The sequence below is a fragment of the Candidatus Seribacter sulfatis genome (genome assembly GCF_964187635.1).
Taxonomy (GTDB): domain Bacteria; phylum Verrucomicrobiota; class Verrucomicrobiia; order Opitutales; family Seribacteraceae; genus Seribacter; species Seribacter sulfatis.
In genome coordinates, this window is sequence record NZ_CAXLMO010000048.1 from 1 (window position 1) to 17,500 (window position 17,500).

14 protein-coding genes, 1 tRNA gene and 1 pseudogene (1 of these 16 cut by a window edge) are annotated in these 17,500 nt (G+C 40.5%); 5 read left to right on the plus strand and 11 right to left on the minus strand.

What is annotated here, in order from left to right; translation table 11 throughout:
• From ACKPQ5_RS05555 to kdsB, 3 genes and pseudogenes are all read right to left on the minus strand, one after another.
• A pseudogene (locus tag ACKPQ5_RS05555) lies at positions 1 to 1,904 on the minus strand (hypothetical protein); the annotation flags it as partial.
• Between the two features lie 146 nt (positions 1,905 to 2,050).
• On the minus strand, positions 2,051 to 3,214 hold the full coding sequence (locus ACKPQ5_RS05560) for an LptF/LptG family permease (RefSeq protein ID WP_407678111.1): 1,164 nt from the start codon (positions 3,212 to 3,214) through the stop codon (positions 2,051 to 2,053).
• Positions 3,215 to 3,228: 14 nt separating this feature from the next.
• On the minus strand, positions 3,229 to 3,972 hold the full coding sequence (kdsB, locus tag ACKPQ5_RS05565) for a 3-deoxy-manno-octulosonate cytidylyltransferase (protein ID WP_407678112.1): 744 nt from the start codon (positions 3,970 to 3,972) through the stop codon (positions 3,229 to 3,231).
• A 78-nt stretch (positions 3,973 to 4,050) separates the two neighbouring features.
• Here kdsB and trpB point away from each other — a divergent pair, with 78 nt between their 5' ends.
• Entirely contained in the window at positions 4,051 to 5,310 is a 1,260-nt protein-coding gene (trpB, locus tag ACKPQ5_RS05570) for a tryptophan synthase subunit beta (protein WP_407678113.1), read from the plus strand.
• On the plus strand, positions 5,307 to 6,182 hold the full coding sequence (locus ACKPQ5_RS05575; RefSeq protein ID WP_407678114.1) for a YicC/YloC family endoribonuclease: 876 nt from the start codon (positions 5,307 to 5,309) through the stop codon (positions 6,180 to 6,182). Before trpB ends, ACKPQ5_RS05575 begins: the two co-directional genes overlap by 4 nt.
• Before the next feature lie 8 nt (positions 6,183 to 6,190).
• Here ACKPQ5_RS05575 and lspA read toward each other — a convergent pair whose 3' ends face one another.
• From lspA to ileS, 3 genes are read right to left on the minus strand one after another with little or no spacing between them, the layout of a single operon-like run.
• Positions 6,191 to 6,724, minus strand: a complete 534-nt coding sequence (gene lspA, locus ACKPQ5_RS05580; RefSeq protein WP_407678115.1) for a signal peptidase II — start codon at positions 6,722 to 6,724, stop codon at positions 6,191 to 6,193.
• 31 nt (positions 6,725 to 6,755) lie between these two features.
• Entirely contained in the window at positions 6,756 to 7,751 is a 996-nt protein-coding gene (locus ACKPQ5_RS05585; RefSeq protein ID WP_407678116.1) for a TraR/DksA family transcriptional regulator, read from the minus strand.
• A 28-nt stretch (positions 7,752 to 7,779) separates the two neighbouring features.
• Entirely contained in the window at positions 7,780 to 10,581 is a 2,802-nt protein-coding gene (ileS, locus tag ACKPQ5_RS05590; protein ID WP_407678117.1) for an isoleucine--tRNA ligase, read from the minus strand.
• A gap of 173 nt (positions 10,582 to 10,754) precedes the next feature.
• On the opposite strand from ileS, the gene ACKPQ5_RS05595 reads away from it, so the two are divergent.
• Positions 10,755 to 11,735 (plus strand): calcium/sodium antiporter, encoded by a 981-nt coding sequence (locus ACKPQ5_RS05595; protein ID WP_407678118.1) that lies wholly within the window; start codon positions 10,755 to 10,757, stop codon positions 11,733 to 11,735.
• Between the two features lie 251 nt (positions 11,736 to 11,986).
• On the opposite strand, the gene tsf is transcribed toward ACKPQ5_RS05595, so the two are convergent.
• The 3 genes from tsf to ACKPQ5_RS05610 all read right to left on the minus strand — a co-directional run bounded on the left by tsf (position 11,987) and on the right by ACKPQ5_RS05610 (position 13,970).
• On the minus strand, positions 11,987 to 12,820 hold the full coding sequence (gene tsf, locus ACKPQ5_RS05600) for a translation elongation factor Ts (RefSeq protein WP_407678119.1): 834 nt from the start codon (positions 12,818 to 12,820) through the stop codon (positions 11,987 to 11,989).
• Positions 12,821 to 12,859: 39 nt separating this feature from the next.
• On the minus strand, positions 12,860 to 13,816 hold the full coding sequence (rpsB, locus tag ACKPQ5_RS05605) for a 30S ribosomal protein S2 (protein ID WP_407678120.1): 957 nt from the start codon (positions 13,814 to 13,816) through the stop codon (positions 12,860 to 12,862).
• Positions 13,817 to 13,893: 77 nt separating this feature from the next.
• Positions 13,894 to 13,970: transfer RNA gene (locus ACKPQ5_RS05610), tRNA-Met, on the minus strand.
• Positions 13,971 to 14,086: 116 nt separating this feature from the next.
• On the opposite strand from ACKPQ5_RS05610, the gene ACKPQ5_RS05615 reads away from it, so the two are divergent.
• Complete coding sequence (locus ACKPQ5_RS05615) at positions 14,087 to 14,842, plus strand: Nif3-like dinuclear metal center hexameric protein (RefSeq protein WP_407678121.1); 756 nt, start codon at positions 14,087 to 14,089, stop codon at positions 14,840 to 14,842.
• 43 nt (positions 14,843 to 14,885) lie between these two features.
• Complete coding sequence (gene aroQ / locus ACKPQ5_RS05620) at positions 14,886 to 15,320, plus strand: type II 3-dehydroquinate dehydratase (protein ID WP_407678122.1); 435 nt, start codon at positions 14,886 to 14,888, stop codon at positions 15,318 to 15,320.
• Positions 15,321 to 15,417: 97 nt separating this feature from the next.
• Here aroQ and fumC read toward each other — a convergent pair whose 3' ends face one another.
• Both fumC and ACKPQ5_RS05630 read right to left on the minus strand, forming a co-directional pair.
• On the minus strand, positions 15,418 to 16,818 hold the full coding sequence (gene fumC, locus ACKPQ5_RS05625) for a class II fumarate hydratase (protein WP_407678123.1): 1,401 nt from the start codon (positions 16,816 to 16,818) through the stop codon (positions 15,418 to 15,420).
• Positions 16,819 to 16,897: 79 nt separating this feature from the next.
• On the minus strand, positions 16,898 to 17,500 hold the 3' portion of the coding sequence (locus tag ACKPQ5_RS05630; RefSeq protein ID WP_407678124.1) for a S1C family serine protease. The gene runs 387 nt beyond the window's last position; 603 of the gene's 990 nt are visible here — the last part of the coding sequence; its start codon lies beyond the right edge, outside the window; the stop codon is at positions 16,898 to 16,900.

A 17,500-nucleotide genomic window follows, 5' to 3' on the forward strand; every position in this document is an offset into this window, starting at 1 on the left:
TTACGAATAATTACAATTCCTTCCGTAGCCTCTAAGATTTCACCATCTTGAATTGCATCACCTGCACTCACTTTCCTCCATCCACCACCCGAGATAATAACTTGTGGTGCATATTGGTACCCAGCACCTCTTGTGTTTCCAGTTCCAGTAAAACTAAAACCTGTTACTGAACCACCGGAAACAGTTGCATCTGCAACTGCCATTGTTGTATTTCCGCCTCCCATAAAATAAGCTTTTGCAGTACCATTATAGCCAGTTCCTCCCTGCCCAGTCGACCAAGTTTTTGTTCCGGCATTTACAAAATTTATATCCCTTCTTTTTCTAACAACTACGGTTGAAGAGGATGGCCTCGCGACTATTTTATAAGTACCAATTAGGCTTGAAAATATTTTAATTCCACTTCCGCTTGAAACATCAGTTCCATTAACATCAAGTTCCTGATCCCCGTTGTCATTTAGCTTTCGACCGATAATACCTTCAAAAGTTATGTCAAAACCTACTTGGGGAGCGGTACCACTTAAAGTGACAAGGGTATGATTACTATCATTATGGTCAACAGATAATCCGCCAGAAGCAGTACAACTTTGTAGATTCGAAATTGTACCATTGGCTAAGGATACATCTGCATCAGCTAATCCATTACTACTAGCAGTGCCAGCTTTTGCAGTTGCTGTAGCCGTTTTGGTAATGCCGTCATTAACTCCAGATTTGTAATAAAATTGAGACCAAACTGCATTATCAAGAAAAAATAACTGATCTGCATTAACATCCGTATCGCTTGACCCCGGACGAAATTCAACGCTACTTGTTCCAAATGTTTCAGAAGGAATGAGCTCACCAAGCAGCATGTCAGTGCCATAGGGATTATTCATAACAACAGCACCTGAAGTTACAGGAAGTTGCATTTTTTGATCGGAACTACTAACGCCACCATCAAAGTCAAGGGTTAGTGTTCCAGAAGTTCTTTTAGCAACAATAAATCCTTCATCAGGATAAATAACTAGATGGTTTCTCCTTCCCCATCTCATATAATATGAGCTATACCAACCGGCATCTCGTCCTAAACCTGATGGCATGTAAGCATATGGTACATATTGAAATCCGTTGTAGAGGTATACAAAATCAGCACCTGATGTGCTTCCGTTAGTACTGGAAGGATTTAAATCAAGATCTGACGCAGTCTCTCCAAATACAGAGCCCAAAGTTGGAGCACGGACAACTTCAACGGAATAGTCTGTTTGCAAAACATCTGAGAGTGATTCACCACTTGTTAATTTAGAAGTGTCAAGTGTAAGGTGAGTGGCATTATTGTCTGTTATTAGGAATACTCGACCTTCGTCATCATCTCCAGACTCAGTAAGTTTTACCAGATAAGGGCCACCAATAACTGTAACTCCAGGTGCCGCATCATAACCTGAACCGGCATTCGTTATTGTAATACCAGAAATGGCACCACTAGAAATTGTAGCAGTTGCGGTAGCTTGATCATCGCCACTAGTAGGATAATCAATTACAATCTCTGGGGCGGTAGAGAACCCTGTACCTGCATATGTTATAGGAATAGAACCAACACCTGCACCCGATAATGCAGATGTTAAAATTGGTGACCGAACCGAAGAATTAAAAACACCAGATACAAAAGGGTTAACAGTTACTTCACTAGAATCAGAGGAGGATTCAAAGCTGATAGTGTTTGAGGTTACGCTAGCAATCTGACCTGAATAAACGGCATCAGCAGAAACTCCTGCACTGACAACTGCGTACTTTGGAACTGATGCATTGGCATCTGCAATAGTTTTCGTAATTGCACCCGAAACTCCAGCAACATTCTTTGCTGCATTTGCGGATAAAGATGAAAAAAGAAGGAAGACACAAAGGCAAAGAGAATTGTGGGCGTTATTCATGATTTTAGGTAATATTTTAAAAGGGCTTATCTTTAGTTAGCATTAACTTGGTAAATCTTACATGTATTTGGAATGTTTTTTCAAAAGAATTTTTTAGAAAAGGAAGTTTTTTTTAGAAATAGTCAAAAGAATAGTAGATTTAGTACCTACTTTGAATAACTGAAACCAACTTTGTCAAATTTATAAAGCAAATAAGTTCCAATAATAAAACAGAGTGAATTAGGGATCCACAAAAATAGTAAATTGGAGTATTGAAAAGAAAACTCCTCCAGCAGAGTTATACTTGAGTAGTATAAAACTGAAAGAAAAATTCCAATCGCTAGATTAGAAATGGTTTCCTTTCGACCATGAGTGATCGAGATTGGTAAAAGAACCAATGATAGAAACAAGGAGGATGTCCCCAAGACATAACCTTTATGGATTAGTACCTTAGCATCGTATTTTTTAGTATTATCAGAACTAGATAACTCAAGCAGTTCAAAGAATCCAATTCTCTTTACATTTAAGTTATTACCATTGGGAGTGAGGTTAAAGATTATGGGTTTGTTCCATTCTTCGAAAGAAACAAAAAGATTACTGTTGTGAGAATCTATGGCGGATTCAAAGTCCACATTCTTTAAATTTAGAATTAATTGCGAATTAAGTTGGTTTCTTTCAATTTTTGCACTTTGGCTATTGATAATTCGAAGGAGAATTCCGTTTTCTCCAAGCAATAGAATTCTTACATTAGACCATCGATTTTGCTCCATTGAACCAACTGATAAAGAAACGCGATGGATCGGTTCATCCGATAGCGTAGCAAGGTTTTTGTTCGTTAACCCAGTCGAATTTTGCTCGAGATCAAATTCAATTTCTTTTTCAGTTTCCAACAACAAGTTTATATTACTCCATACAATGGCCGATTTTTTCTGATCAAATTCTGCCCTGCTCATTGGTGCCCACTGTAAAAAAGTATAGAGAGAGATAAGCGACACCAAAAAAGACAGAATGAAGCACGGCATGCCCCATGAAAAAATGCCATTTCCTAAAGATCGTAGTGCAAGAATTTCATTACTTGAGGACCATTTCCCATAACAAAGAAGTAGGGCCAACATAAAGCCAAAGGGTAAGGCAAAAGATAAGGCATAGGGAATTAAAAGAGAGGATAATTGAAGAAAGGAATAAGGAGATACTGACATTGCTTGGAGTAAATACTCATCATGCTTGACCAAGTTTCCATAGAGTAGAATCCCTAATAAAATAAAAGTTATCAAAATTGTCATACCAAGCAGTTGGAAAAAAAAATGACGATTGATTATCTTGGTAAACATCAGATTGAGTAAAGTTATGAAAAATCTATTTTTTGCAAATCTTCCGGTATATCTACTCCCACTGAAGCAAATTCCGTTATTTTCACTGCAATTCGAAATCCACTCTGCAATGCCCGTAGTTGCTCGAGCTTTTCAATGCGTTCCAATTCACCCGCTTCGCTCGAAACAAATTCTTCAAGGAATTCTTTCTTATATCCGTATAATCCCATGTGCTTGTATGCATAAATTGAGTGTCCAGGTAAGGATCCCGTTTTACTGTCACGAGCGAATGGAATGGGAGCACGCGAGAAGTAGAGGGCATGTCCATTGTTATCCATGACCACCTTGACTTGATTGGGGTCGCGGAAATCTTCTTCTGATTGAAAAATCGAGGCAAGGGTCGAAATCGATACATCTTTATGAGAAAGAGCCTCAGCAAGCATAAGAATTTGATCTCGCATGACCATTGGCTCATCAGCCTGCACATTAATCAAAAGGTCTCTTTTTAAAATTCTGTTTGCGATGGCAATTCGATCAGTGCCCGAGGACAGATGGGGAGGAGTTACAATAACATTGTAGCCAGATGACTCTAAAAGACTCTTGAGTTCATCTCCATCGACCGCAAAATAAAGATCAAACTCAGGAACTTGTTCTTTAATCCTCTCTGCAGTTCGTAAAATAAGAGGTTTTCCGCCTGCATCTGCTAAAAGCTTTCTTGGAAATCGAACAGATGCAAGGCGTGCAGGTACTATAATAGTTGGATTTTGGGTAGGAACCATAAAATAGAATTCATTGGGAATCACTTCTTGAGTTGTCGCAAGCAAAACCAAGCGATAGTATTATTCAATATTTTTTTTATGATAAAGCCATCAGAATCAACCATGACCAACTTAAACAAAATCGACCGCTTTTCTTTACCCGACGAACGAGGCCGATTTGGTCCCTATGGCGGATCTTACGTACCGGAGACACTTTCTCACCCGTTAAGTGAACTGTCTGCAGCTTATCTGAAAGCGAAGCAAGATCCTGCATTTCAGAAAGAATTAGCTTTTTTGCTTCGTACATTTGCAGGAAGGCCGACCGAGCTATATTTTGCAGAGCGCCTGACAAAAGAAATCGGAGGTGCTCAGATTTACCTAAAACGAGAAGACTTACTTCATACCGGTGCACACAAAATAAATAACGCACTTGGGCAAGCTCTTCTTGCAAAAAGAATGGGAAAAACACGAATTATTGCCGAGACAGGGGCTGGACAGCACGGAATTGCAACTGCATCTGTCTGTGCACACTTCGGATTTAGTTGCGTAATTTATATGGGGGCTGAAGACATGCGGCGCCAGGCTCTCAATGTTTTTCGCATGAGATTGAGCGGGGCAGAGGTTCGCGGAGTTGAATCAGGAAGCAAAACCCTTAAAGAGGCAATCAATGAGGCAATGAGAGATTGGGTTACCAATATAGATGATACTCATTATATACTGGGTTCGGCGTTAGGAGCACACCCCTACCCCGGCATGGTTCGGGATTTTCATCGAATAATCGGAGAAGAAACCAAAAAACAATTTTTGAACCTCGAAGGAAAACTACCAGATGAAATGATCGCATGTGTTGGAGGAGGTAGTAATGCGATTGGATTCTTCTTTGATTTCCTGGAAGAGGAGAATGTTCGACTAATTGGGGTAGAGGCAGGGGGCAGGTCTCTTGAGGACGGTCAGCACGCAGCGAGGTTCGAGGGAGGAAAACTTGGAGTGTTACAGGGTTGTAAAACTTGGATTTTACAAAATGAAGATGGGCAAATCAATCAGACCCACTCAGTTTCGGCAGGACTTGACTATGCCGCAATTGGGCCGGAGCATGCTTTTTACCGGGATCGTAATCGTATTGAGTATGCCAATGCCAATGACCAGGATGCATTGGATGCCTTTCAACTCCTCTCGTCAAAAGAGGGAATTCTTCCTGCTCTAGAAACTTCTCATGGACTTGCTTATGCATTTAAGAGAGCAAGTGAAATGACAAAAGATAAAGTTATCTGTGTTAATCTAAGCGGGCGAGGAGATAAAGATGCTATGGAAGTTGCCCGCTTGCTCGGAAAAGATAATACATTTGCACAACAATCATGAATAGTATGACGGGGTATGGAATGGCTTCCATTACTTTTGATAACCTATCGATTGAAATTGAGGTCACATCGGTCAATAAGAGACATCTAGAAACGATTGTATCGGCCCCAAAAGAATGGCAACGATTTGAGTATGATGCCAATAAGCAGATTAAATCTTTTTTTCAAAGAGGGAGAATTAGAGCTGCAATCAATCTCAGTAAATGTCCTGAAGAGGAGGCGCAAGGTCTATTTGAAGAATCGATTATCGAAAAAGACCTTGAATATTTAGAAGGTTTTCTTCGTCAAAAAAAACAAGATTTTAAAATTACCCCCGATATACTTCTGAGATTGGCAGAATTACGAAAAAATCAGTCTAAATTCCCTCCCCTGGATAAGGTATATAAAGATCTGGAAAAAGCGCTTACTGATGCGTGTAAAAGTATGGGTAAAATGAGAGAAATCGAAGGTAGCGCTATTAAACAAGACCTGACTGAGAGAATAAACCGTGTAACTGATTTAATCTGCGAAATGGAAGCACAGTCCAAGGGGATGGAACAAGAACACAAAGATAAATTAATGGAGCGCCTAAGAAAATCGAATTTATCTATTGAACAGGATGACGATCGAATTCTTAAGGAGGTTACTCTATTTGCAGAAAAGTCAGATACATCGGAAGAAATCACTCGTTTAAAAAGCCATTTGAGTCAAATGTTAGTCACATTCGAAGCGAATGGAAGCATCGGAAGAAAGATCGAGTTTATACTTCAGGAAATCTCGCGAGAACTCAATACATTCTGTTCGAAATCGACTCGTACTCAATGTACTAACATTGCTCTCAACGCACGGACTGAAGTTGAGAAAATGAGAGAACAATCCTTAAATATTGAATAGTCAGATCGCTAAGAATCTTGAGAGACCTTTAATTTTTCTAAATTCCTCGCTTTATTGCCTTCCTGAAAACCAACGAACATATAACTAATTGCCCCAATGAAAATTCCTGCGTCTGCGATATTAAAAATAGGGTAATCGTAATTGAGCAATGGAAGATAGACATCAATGAAGTCAACCACTTCAGCCGGTTCCCTGAATATTCGATCGCATAAATTTCCCGCAATTCCTCCACAAATAAGACCAAATATAATTTGTAAATTGGGTTTAAAGAGTTCGAGACTTTTTCTAAACAAGAAAATGAGAACGAGAGCCATTGCAGCCAATCCCGTCAAAACCTCAGGATAATCAGAAAACATACTCCATGCTGCCCCAGGATTGGTAATGTAAGTAAATTCCAAAAAGGCTTTATGCCCATTCATCCAATCCAGTACTACTATCGGGAAATTTCTTAGGTCATCGGCGTTTTCAACTGCCCAATGTTTTGTGGCAAGGTCTAAAACCCATACCACCGAAAAGAAAATCCAAAATCGAAGATAGGTCACCTAGAGCAATATTGTGATCAACGGAAGAGTATTAGCTATCGTCCCCAAGCGTAGAATCGGAAATAGTGGCAAAAATCCCACCGCCAGCATCACGTTCCCTTCGGTTTCTTTTCTCGTAAAGAGTTTGTCCTTCAAGTGAAAACCTAGTGAATGGAACCACTTTTAAACGAGATTTCTTGATCGGTTTCTCTGTTTCTTGACAAATGCCAAAAGTACCATCAAAAATTCGATCGATGGCATCTTCGATCTCCTCCAGTGCTTCCTGCTCGGTAGCAACCATGGAGAGTGCAACGTCCCGATTAAAGGATTCCGAGCCAGAGTCCGCAGAATTAATCGATAACTCTCCAGAAGACTCACGAGCCGATGCCCCTAATGTCTCATTCGAGCGTTGCCCGAGCGCTCCCTTTAAGGAATGTCTCAAATTCATTAAATCATTGTAGTAAACTTCCCACTCTTTGGGAACTTTTTTCGCATCTCGAATGGGGCGCGTTGGACCAACTGAAAGGCCAAAACCTAAAATGTCATCAACCGAAGCGGTTTGTAATTTTTTTACTTTTACCGATTTTCCTGTTTTTTTGGGTTCCTCTTTGGAGGGGACTAATTCTACTTCGGTCTCTTTTACTTTCTTTTTCTTTTTTGGCTTGGACGAGGCAGTTTCTGCTTTTCGTTTCTGAATAATCGCTCTTACATCGCCTAAGTTGAAAGTAGAACTCTCTTTCTTTTCCTCCGTGCTCGGAGTTTTAGAACGAGTTTTTTTTACAATTTCACGAACTTTAATTTCAACTTCAGAATCAACTTCAACTGCAACTTTAGGCTTTCGGCCTCTACGCACTGGTACTTTTTTTTCAGATTTGGAAACAGCACTTTTTTTACCACCTTGAGTAACTTGCTTTCCTTTTGAAGGAGATACATCTGAAAGGGTCGCATTTTTCCTCGGTCGTCCCCGAGGCCTCTTTATCTTTGGTTCAGACTCTTTATCCGAAGCTTGGGTCGATTGAGTTTTAGAAGCTTTTGTTTTTTTAGTCATAGGAAAAATTTAGGGTTAGATTAATTTCTTATACAAGTTTGGCAAGGACTTCAGCACAACGCGGCGAGACTTCACCCCAAGGCTCAATTGAAACAAGTTTTGGGACCCATCTCCAACTTCTGGGGCACCTTTGACCGCTCGCGTGCCGTGAAATCACTTGCAATTCTTCATCCTCTGAAGCTTCAACAATTATAACATTAGAAACAATTAACATTTCAGCTAAATCTTCTTCTCGCTGTTGAAAGAGAGTAAGTAGAGGATCACTTAGAGGAACCCTGATTTCTATCTCTGCTTCCAATGATTGACCGATTTCCTTACGGGTACGCAAGGATTCTAAAGAATCATTAACCTTCAGGTCCTTAAAATCTAAGATTGTTTGTGCATCTGATAGTTCTTTCCCCTCATCCCATTCTTGTGTTACCTTTGGCCAAGCTTGCAACGCTAAGAAATCTGTAGTGATATCTTTTCCAGATTGATGAAAAGACCAAGCCTCATCAGCGGTAAAAGGGGCCATTGGTCCAAGGATTCGAATCAGCGAGTCAAAAATTAAGTGTAATGCAGTTTGAGTAGACCTTCTCTTTGAATCACTTGGATGGAGCGTGTATAATCGATCTTTGATAATGTCATGATAAGTGGAGGACAAAACATTGGAGCAAAACTTATTAATCGCCTGTACCCCGCGATGAAACTCATACTTTTCAAACGCTTCAGTTACTTCCTTAATTAGGCTATTGGTCTGACTGAGTGCCCAACGATCGATTATTGTGAGTTGTTGAACGGGGATGGCATCTTCAGAAAAGGTAAAGTCATGTAAATTACCAAGTTGAAATTTGATTGAGTTGCGCAAAGTTCGGTACGATCGAACTACTTGTCCGAGAATTTCATCTGATAATGGAATGTCACGCCTGAAATCTTCCGAACATACCCAAATACGAAGGACATCGGCACCATACTTTTTCACATAAGAGTCAGCGGTTTGGGGCTTGCCATCACTTTTAGAAATTTTTCGGCCATTTCCATCAACCACAAATCCATGGGTCAGCACTCTCCTGTAAGGCGCCTGTTCAAATGCAATCATACTGGTCCATAATGAACTTTGAAACCATCCTCGATGTTGATCACTTCCCTCGAGATATAAATCTGCCGGCCACTTCAAATCCTTATTGTTTTGAAGTACTGCCCGATGACTACACCCTGAATCAATCCACACATCAAGTGTGTCGGTTCCTTTATGTAATGTCCTTCCTGTCCAATCTGCGGGAATGGGCAACCCATCTAATAATTCATTTTCAGATAATGAAAACCACGCATCTGTCCCCAGCTTTTCAATCTTGTCAGCCAGTCCCAAGATAAGCTTTTCATCGAGGAGAGCCTCTCCTTCCTCATCATAAAACACGGGGATAGGGACCCCCCAAGAACGTTGTCGTGAAATGCACCAGTCGGGTCGGGATTGTAAAAAACCATGTATCCTATTTTTTCCCCAATCAGGAGTAAAATTAACTGACTGAACTTCCTCCATACATTTCTTCCTCAATTCATCTTTATCTAAGGCAACAAACCATTGGTCCATTGCACGAAATACCACTGGTGTTTTACTTCGCCAACAATGAGGGTATTGATGAGCGTGATCTGTCTGTGCAAGTAATTTACCAGACTCTCTCAGTATGGAAAGAACCTCCTTATTCGCAGGACAACCAGAAGCCTTTTCCAATACAGATACTCCCACCAAGTTGGATGGGATTTGTCCATCGTCAACATAGCATCCATTGTCGTCCAATGGGCAATAAACCTCCAATTTATTTTCAAGTCCCGTTATATAATCATCTAAACCATGACCCGGTGCAATATGGACGCACCCAGTACCGGATTCGGTAGTTACATACTCTGCCGAAACAACTGGGCTCTCTCGGTCAATAAAAGGATGCTGAGTGACCCATGATGTCATCTCACTGCCCAATAATTTTTCTCCAAACTCACATGCTTGAAGACCGCAGGAGTTAATAAAAGAATCGGCAAGTTCTTCTGCTACCCAATAAGACTTCTCGGAACAAATTACTTCCACATAGCGAACACGAGGGTGAACCGCTAGGGCAAGATTTGCTGGCAGTGTCCAAGGGGTAGTAGTCCAAATAACAACATTCGATTCTCTTTCACTAGTAGATTTATCCCCGAGTACAGCAAACGGAACAAAAATGGAAGGACTGATATGATCTTGATATTCAATCTCTGCTTCTGCAAGTGCAGTCCTACACGGAATTGACCAATAAACTGGTTTTTTGCTCCGATAAACTAAGTCCTTTTTTACAAACTCCGCAAAAGTTCTCAAAATCTCAGCTTCGTAGGTGCTATTCATCGTTCTGTATTCACTACTCCAATCTGCAAGTACTCCCAATCTCTTAAATTGTGCACGTTGGGTTTCGATAAATCCTTTTGAAAATTCTTGGCAAGCTTGTCTTAGAGAAAGAGTATCGAATTCTTTTTTTTCCTTCCTCAGAACCTTGCTTACCTTGTGCTCGATTGGTAATCCATGACAATCCCATCCCGGCACATAAGGGGTACGAAAACCCCGGGCATTCTTGTATCTTAAAATGACATCTTTGAGAGTCTTATTGAGAGCAGTACCAACATGCACATCTCCATTCGTGAAAGGAGGTCCATCGTGTAGGATAAAATCTTCATTCCCGGCATTCTTCTCCTGCATTTTTTGATAAACATCTTGATCCTCCCAATGGGATAATCGAACAGGTTCTCTTTCCACCGCATTTGCTCGCATGGGAAAGTCGGTCTTTGGTAAATTCAAAGTATCCTTAAGTTTTTCTGCTTGGTTCATTGTGGACTTTTGGGAAATAAAAGAGAAGGCACGAAAGATGTGGGAATATATCTATATGTCAAGTGTGGAAAAGTGAGAAGGCGATTCTGCTTGCCTTCTAAAGAGCAAAACTCACCCTGATTTGTTTATCAATAATGTACCACTTTTTAACTAATCTGTGCTCCGCTTTTCAAGTGGAATCTCCCACTCTTTTTATTGGGGTGCTTATTCTGTCTATGGTCGTTGGTTTTTACTGTCTAACAAAAGGAGGCGACTTACTGAGTGACCATTGCTCCAATTTTGCGAAAATTCTTGGAGTACCGAGCGTAGTGGTGGGTTTAACTGTGGTTTCAATTGCTACCTCTGCTCCGGAACTCTTTACCTCGATTGCTGCAATTACCAGTGGGGCGAAAGGTTTAATATTAGGAAATATAATAGGTTCTAATATTGCAAACATTGGACTTATCTTAGGGATTTCGCTTTTTATTTCCCCTATCAACACAAAAAATGCAGTTTCTAACACACAACGTTCTCTCCTTCTAATTCTTAGTTTTTCTTTTACCGGATACCTTTTTTTCCACCCGTCTCACTCATTAAGCACATTACCGGGGACTTGTTTACTAATTTTCATTGCAAGCTACCTGCTATTTCTTACCAAAAGTGCTCTTCAGAACAGAGGTGTTCGAAAAAAAGACTCACTGGATGAGGAGGATATAAAACCGACCTCTATTTTACTCTCCTGTACTATGATCTTAATTGCCACCGCCGCATTATGGGCAGGATCGGATACTCTTGTGTTCGGAGCAAAAAATTTAGCTACCCTCGCTGGGGTACCAGAGGAATTAGTTGGTTTTACTTTAGTCGCAATTGGAACAAGCCTACCTGAATTAGCCGCTTCAATCTCACTGGTTAAAAAAGGCGAATTCAGTATGCTCTTGGGAAATATTGTTGGATCCAATATTTTTAATATTGCATTAGTTGGCGGAGTAGCAGGAATACTCGGACCAATAACAGCTACCACGACATATCCATGGATAGATTATCTCTCTTTGCTACTACTCACTGGAATCTTTGCTTTTTGGCTTAGAGGAAAACAATTAAACAAGATTCATGGAACCATGCTCTTAACCGTTTATTTAGCTGCATCACTCTTTACCTGGACATTCAATAGCTAAGTAAAAAAAGGCATCCAAGTTTTACAATTAAAATCACAAAGCAACCTTATGTTTTGTGCCGCAATCGAAATTTTATATTCCGGCAACCTAACTGCTGGAACTAAATAAAGCAGAGAGTAAAATGGTAATTGCTTCCCTCAGTACCGGTACAAGTTTACAGACTGTACTTAAAATTGGCTAGCACACCAAAGAGGTAAAACAAAAGGGCACAAACGACACTTAAAGTGTCTAAGTCTACAAAACGACTAATTTTAAGCTTCTTCGCCCACTTGAAATCGAACAAATTTTTCGACCGATAACTCTGCACCGATTTCTTTGCCCGTTTTTTCAAGTAATCCTTTAATCGAATGGTCAGGATCCTTGACAAAAGATTGTTCCAAAAAGCAGGAGTTAGCAAAATACTTATCGAGCTTTCCTTGCACGATTTTTTCAATCGCTTGGGGTGGTTTTCCTTCCGCTTGGGCAAGTGCAATTTCTTTTTCTTTTGCCACTAAGTCTGCAGGTACTTCATCACGAGAAACACAAACGGGGGAAGTCGCGGCAATGTGCATGCATAAGTCCTTAGCCAATAATTTAACATTTTCGGAGTTGGCGGCTTCAGTTGTACTGGAACCTAATGTTAATAGTACGGCAACCTTTCCTCCTGTATGAACATATGATTCAACTAATCCAGTGGCATTTGGTGCCAATGTGGAAGAACGCGAGATACGAATATTTTCACCAATTTTAGCAACCTGTTCAGTACGCTGTGCCTCTAGATCGGCATCAGGATTGGCTAATAATTGTCGAGCCACATCGGAAGCAAAACTGACAAAATCATCGTTTTTGGCGACAAAGTCAGTCTCACAATTTACTTCAACCAAAATACCTTTAGTTCTGTCTTCGCTTAGACATTGTGCGACAATTCCTTCTCCGGCATCACGTCCCGCCTTCTTGGCTGCAGATGCCACTCCTTTTTTACGAAGGATTGAAATTGCTTCATCAATATCGCCGTTACTCTCAACTAACGCACGTTTACAGTCAATTAAACCTGCTCCGGTTTTTTCGCGAAGGTTTAAAACATCATCTTTGGAAATTGCTGACATAGGAAAAATAAATTTAAGGATTTACAATGAGTAGAAGTATTAAGATTCTTTGGATTCTTCCTTGGAAGCTTCAGGTTTATCGCTTACAGGGGCACTGTCCTTCGTATCAACAGCAACTGGTTCTTCAACCTTGGCAGGAAGTTCTTCCTTGGAAGCTTCGGTCGTATTGGTTTCTTCGACCTTCGGTCGTCGATCATCAAAATCGGTCTCTTCATATCCCTCAGGTAACGTAACTTCAGGCTCATCTTCTTGGTCAATAAAATCAGGCTCGTGCGTTACCGGAGTAATATCTTTTCTGCGGGTAGGAGCTTCTGTCCTGCGGGATGCTCCAGTTTGAATGGCTTCAAGGATAACATCCACAATGATACGGATGGATTTGGTTGAGTCATCATTACCGGGGATTGGAAAATCGATCAATGAGGGATCGGAATTACTATCCACAAGAGCAAATACTGGAATTTTCAATCGATTCGCTTCTGCAATTGCGATCGCTTCGTTGTGAGAATCAATGACAAACAATGCACCCGGAATGCCTTGTAAATTAAGCATACCTTCAAAGTTACGCTTCATACGACTCATTTGTCTTTTGATCGCAGCACCTTCTTTGCCTGGAAGTTTATCTAAGCTACCATCATCTTCCATCTTAAGGAATTTCTTGTACTTCGCGAGACTTGTGGAAACGGTTTCGTGATTTGTCAAGCAACCACCCATCCAACGGTTCACGCAAAATGGCATGTTGGTAGCAGCAGCAAGTTCCCTCATCGGTTCTTGTGCTTGTCTCTTCGTTCCTACTAGTAAAATTTGTTTACCATTGGAAACAACTTCTTCGATTGCAGTCGCTGCTTTTTCGAGAAGATCGTAGGTCTTTTCCAAATCAATAATGGAAATACCATGTCTATTATCGTATACATAAGGCTTGGATTTTGGATTCCATCTTTTCAGTTGATGTCCGAAGTGTACTCCAGCCTCTAATAGGTCTCTTACTGTAATGTTCATAATGTAATTTTTAAAGCCCCGCCGAACAAGGCAGGGAGAAATGATTTTCTTTTGGGTTTGTTAAGGAATTTTAAAATTGGGAGCAGGGGCAGGATTTGAACCTGCGACCTTCAGGTTATGAGCCTGACGAGCTACCAGACTGCTCCACCCTGCTGTATTTAAAAATTTTACAGTATCTTAAATACAGAATGAAGCAATCCAAAAATTTATAATTTATAATTTTAAATCATTGTGATTAAAGTATCTTTAAAGTAAAACCTGATGATTAACATGATAGCTACAGAAGATATTGTAAATTATTGTAATCAAAGAACAAAACTCCAAGAAATTAAAGACTTCCCCGGTGCATTTAATGGCCTACAAATCCAAAACTCGGGAACGATTTCTAAAATAGGTGCGTCTGTGGATGCCGGTCTTGTCCCTTTTCAAAACGCAATTTCTAAGGGGATCGACTATATTATTACCCATCATGGTTTATTTTGGTCTCCTCCCCTTCCCATTACTGGTCCCGCTTATCAAAAAGTTAAATTATGTCTCGATCATAATTTAGCGGTTTACGGATCTCACCTTCCCCTTGATTGCCATCCAGAGATTGGAAATAATGCGATCCTCGCACAAAAACTTGGACTAGTTCCGACTTCAAGCTTCCTGCCCTACGAAGGAGTAGACATTGGCTTAATTACAAAAAACACCCAGTCCAGAAAAGACCTGTCCAATCGACTCGAATCTCTTTTTTCCAAGGGAATTAATTCAATGGAGTTCGGTACAGAAAAACCGTCCACAATTGCCATACTTACTGGTTCCGGTCAAAGTGCAGTCGATAAGATTCTTGATGCGGGTACTGATACTTTAATAACAGGGGAACTAAAACAGCATCACTTCAACCTCGCCCAAGAACTTAAGCTTAACCTCTACGCCTGCGGACACTACGCCACAGAGACCTTCGGAGTGGATGCACTTGCTCTGGAAGTTGCTGAAAAATTCGATCTTCCCTACGAATTTATTCCCTCCGAATGTATGCTCTAACTCAGTCATTGCGATCAACTCATAAATTTGTCATTATAATCAAATGATAAAGATCGGACTTTTAAATGGACCCAATCTAGACCGGCTCGGTAAACGCGAACCAGAAGTCTACGGTTCGGTTACGCTTGCCCAAATCGAAGAGAAGGTAAAAAGCAAGGCAGACTCCTTCGACTGCGAGGTAGACTCCTTTCAGTCCAACCACGAAGGTGCCCTCATCGATAAGATCCATGAATGGGGAGATGCCGGATTTTCGGCACTCATTTTAAACCCCGGTGGATTAACTCACACCAGTGTAGCATTACGGGACGCCGTGGTCGCCTCAGGTCTAAAGACTGTCGAGGTTCACCTTTCTAATATCCATGCACGTGAGGATTTCCGGCATAAATCTCTCATATCCGGAATTGCGGCCGCGGTTGTTGCCGGAATGAGCCACCACGGGTATCTTTCTGCCTTAAGGTTTCTTGCTGAAGAGTGCTAGTGTTATGCTGCAATTCTCCTCACTTTAATTGGCGGCTATATGTAGAGACAATGAAGCGCTTCTTGTAAAAGTGAAAGCGTTCTATTGAAAGGATATTTCAAAGCTCACCGCACATTTCATCTGGTCGAACCCATTGATCAAATTCCTCACCGCTGAGAATTCCTAAATTAATAGATTCCTCGCGGAGAGTGGTACCATTTTCATGTGCTGTCTTCGCAATTTTAGCAGCCTTCTCATACCCAATTTTTGGATTAAGTGCTGTAACTAACATTAAAGAATTATCTAAGTTCTTCTTCAGGTTCAAATAATTCGGCTCTATGCCACTTACACAGTTTTCATCAAAAGAAATACAGCCATCTCCAAGTAGTCTACCGGATTGAAGAAAGTTAGCAGCAATCAAGGGCTTGTATACATTAAGTTCATAATGACCCTGCAAACCACCAATAGAAAGTGCCACATCATTGCCTAAAACCTGAGCACAAATCATTGTTAGCGCCTCACACTGGGTAGGGTTTACTTTCCCTGGCATAATCGATGAACCTGGCTCGTTGGAAGGGATCGTAATTTCGCCTATCCCACTTCTTGGTCCAGATGCTAGCAAGCGAATATCATTTGCGATTTTATTGAGCGATACAGCTAATTGTTTAAGAGCCCCATGGGATTCAACCATCGCGTCGTGTGCAGCCAAAGCTTCAAATTTATTATTAGCACTGACAAAAGGAAGGGCAGTAAACTCAGCAATTTTTTCGGCAACAATTTCTGAATAGCCCGAGGGGGTATTGATTCCAGTTCCAACTGCAGTACCACCAAGTGCCAATTCGGATAAATGCGGTAAAGTATTTTTGATTGCTTTTAGGGCATGATCAAGTTGTGAAACATACCCCGAAAACTCCTGGCCCAAGGTCAGTGGTGTTGCATCCATTAAGTGCGTACGACCAATCTTAACTACTTTCATAAATTCGACTGACTTTTCAGCAAGTCGGGCCTGTAGTCTTTCAACCCCGGGGATAGTAGTTTCAATGATCATCTTATACGCAGCAATGTGCATACCCGTAGGAAAGGTGTCATTAGAACTCTGAGACTTATTTACATCATCATTGGGGTGAAGAATTTTTGTAATGTCCTCTAAGCTCCCTCCAGTCAGAGTATGAGACCGGTTTGCAATTACCTCATTTACATTCATGTTCGATTGAGTTCCGCTTCCAGTTTGCCAAGTAACTAAAGGAAATTGATCATCATGAACACCATCAAGAATCTCGTCGCAAACTTGTGAAATTAGATCTGACTTCTCACGCGAAAGAACTCCTAATTGGTGATTAGTGTGAGCTGCCGCCTTTTTCAGGTATGCAAAGCCATAAATAACCTCCATAGGCATGCTTGCTGCAACTCCTATTCTAAAGTTATTTCTACTTCTTTCGGTCTGTGCTCCCCATAACTTATCTATCGGGACTTCAACATCACCCATAGTATCTTTTTCAATTCGAAATTCTGTTTTCATATCTATTGAGATTTAAATGTTTTTATAAAATAACTTTTGATTGATTCCAGTGTATAAGCACTACAATAATCAGATTAATCTAATTACTTTTGTTACTATCAGGATTAATGAATTTTTCGATTAGATCGGAAGACTCAGATTTGGATAATTTCTTTTCGTCTTTAACAGAATCACCTATTCTAGATTTGGAAGGTCGAGAAGAAACTCGAACCGGCACAGTAAGCTTTTTATCCGCACGTTTAATTAAAAACTCAATAAAAGTTCCAGGCCTAGCAAAAAAAGTGGATTCAACAATGTCACCCCTTTCTAAAATTTCCGTATTTCCAATTTTTAGAATCACATCACCCTTTTCTAATTTGGAGTTATCACCAACAGATTTAATTTCGATGTTAAATCCATTTTGCTTATTAATCGTACGAGATACCGTGATTCCAAACCATCCATAATCTACGTTTCCAGAAAGTAACAACTCATCCCTGATCCTAGCACATGATTTTGCTGATAATATAAAAGAAGACCTCAAATCAGGAAGAGCGGCGTAAGTAATCCCAATAAAATTTCCATTCAAATCAAACACTGGACTACCTACTTCACCTGGGCCTAATGATAATGAAGTACGTAACATTTTGGTAGGAAAAAGTGTACTACCAAATGATGATTCGTTGCTTTGAAGTAGCCCGAT

Coding starts and splice junctions, on each gene's coding strand:
- ACKPQ5_RS05585 (WP_407678116.1), bottom strand. CDS start 7,751: ATGACTAAAAAAACAAAAGCTTCTAAAACTCAATCGACCCAAGCTTCG.
- rpsB (WP_407678120.1), bottom strand. CDS start 13,816: ATGAACATTACAGTAAGAGACCTATTAGAGGCTGGAGTACACTTCGGA.
- ACKPQ5_RS05615 (WP_407678121.1), top strand. CDS start 14,087: ATGATAGCTACAGAAGATATTGTAAATTATTGTAATCAAAGAACAAAA.
- tsf (WP_407678119.1), bottom strand. CDS start 12,820: ATGTCAGCAATTTCCAAAGATGATGTTTTAAACCTTCGCGAAAAAACC.
- ACKPQ5_RS05560 (WP_407678111.1), bottom strand. CDS start 3,214: ATGTTTACCAAGATAATCAATCGTCATTTTTTTTTCCAACTGCTTGGT.
- fumC (WP_407678123.1), bottom strand. CDS start 16,818: ATGAAAACAGAATTTCGAATTGAAAAAGATACTATGGGTGATGTTGAA.
- ACKPQ5_RS05575 (WP_407678114.1), top strand. CDS start 5,307: ATGAATAGTATGACGGGGTATGGAATGGCTTCCATTACTTTTGATAAC.
- aroQ (WP_407678122.1), top strand. CDS start 14,886: ATGATAAAGATCGGACTTTTAAATGGACCCAATCTAGACCGGCTCGGT.
- trpB (WP_407678113.1), top strand. CDS start 4,051: ATGATAAAGCCATCAGAATCAACCATGACCAACTTAAACAAAATCGAC.
- kdsB (WP_407678112.1), bottom strand. CDS start 3,972: ATGGTTCCTACCCAAAATCCAACTATTATAGTACCTGCACGCCTTGCA.
- ileS (WP_407678117.1), bottom strand. CDS start 10,581: ATGAACCAAGCAGAAAAACTTAAGGATACTTTGAATTTACCAAAGACC.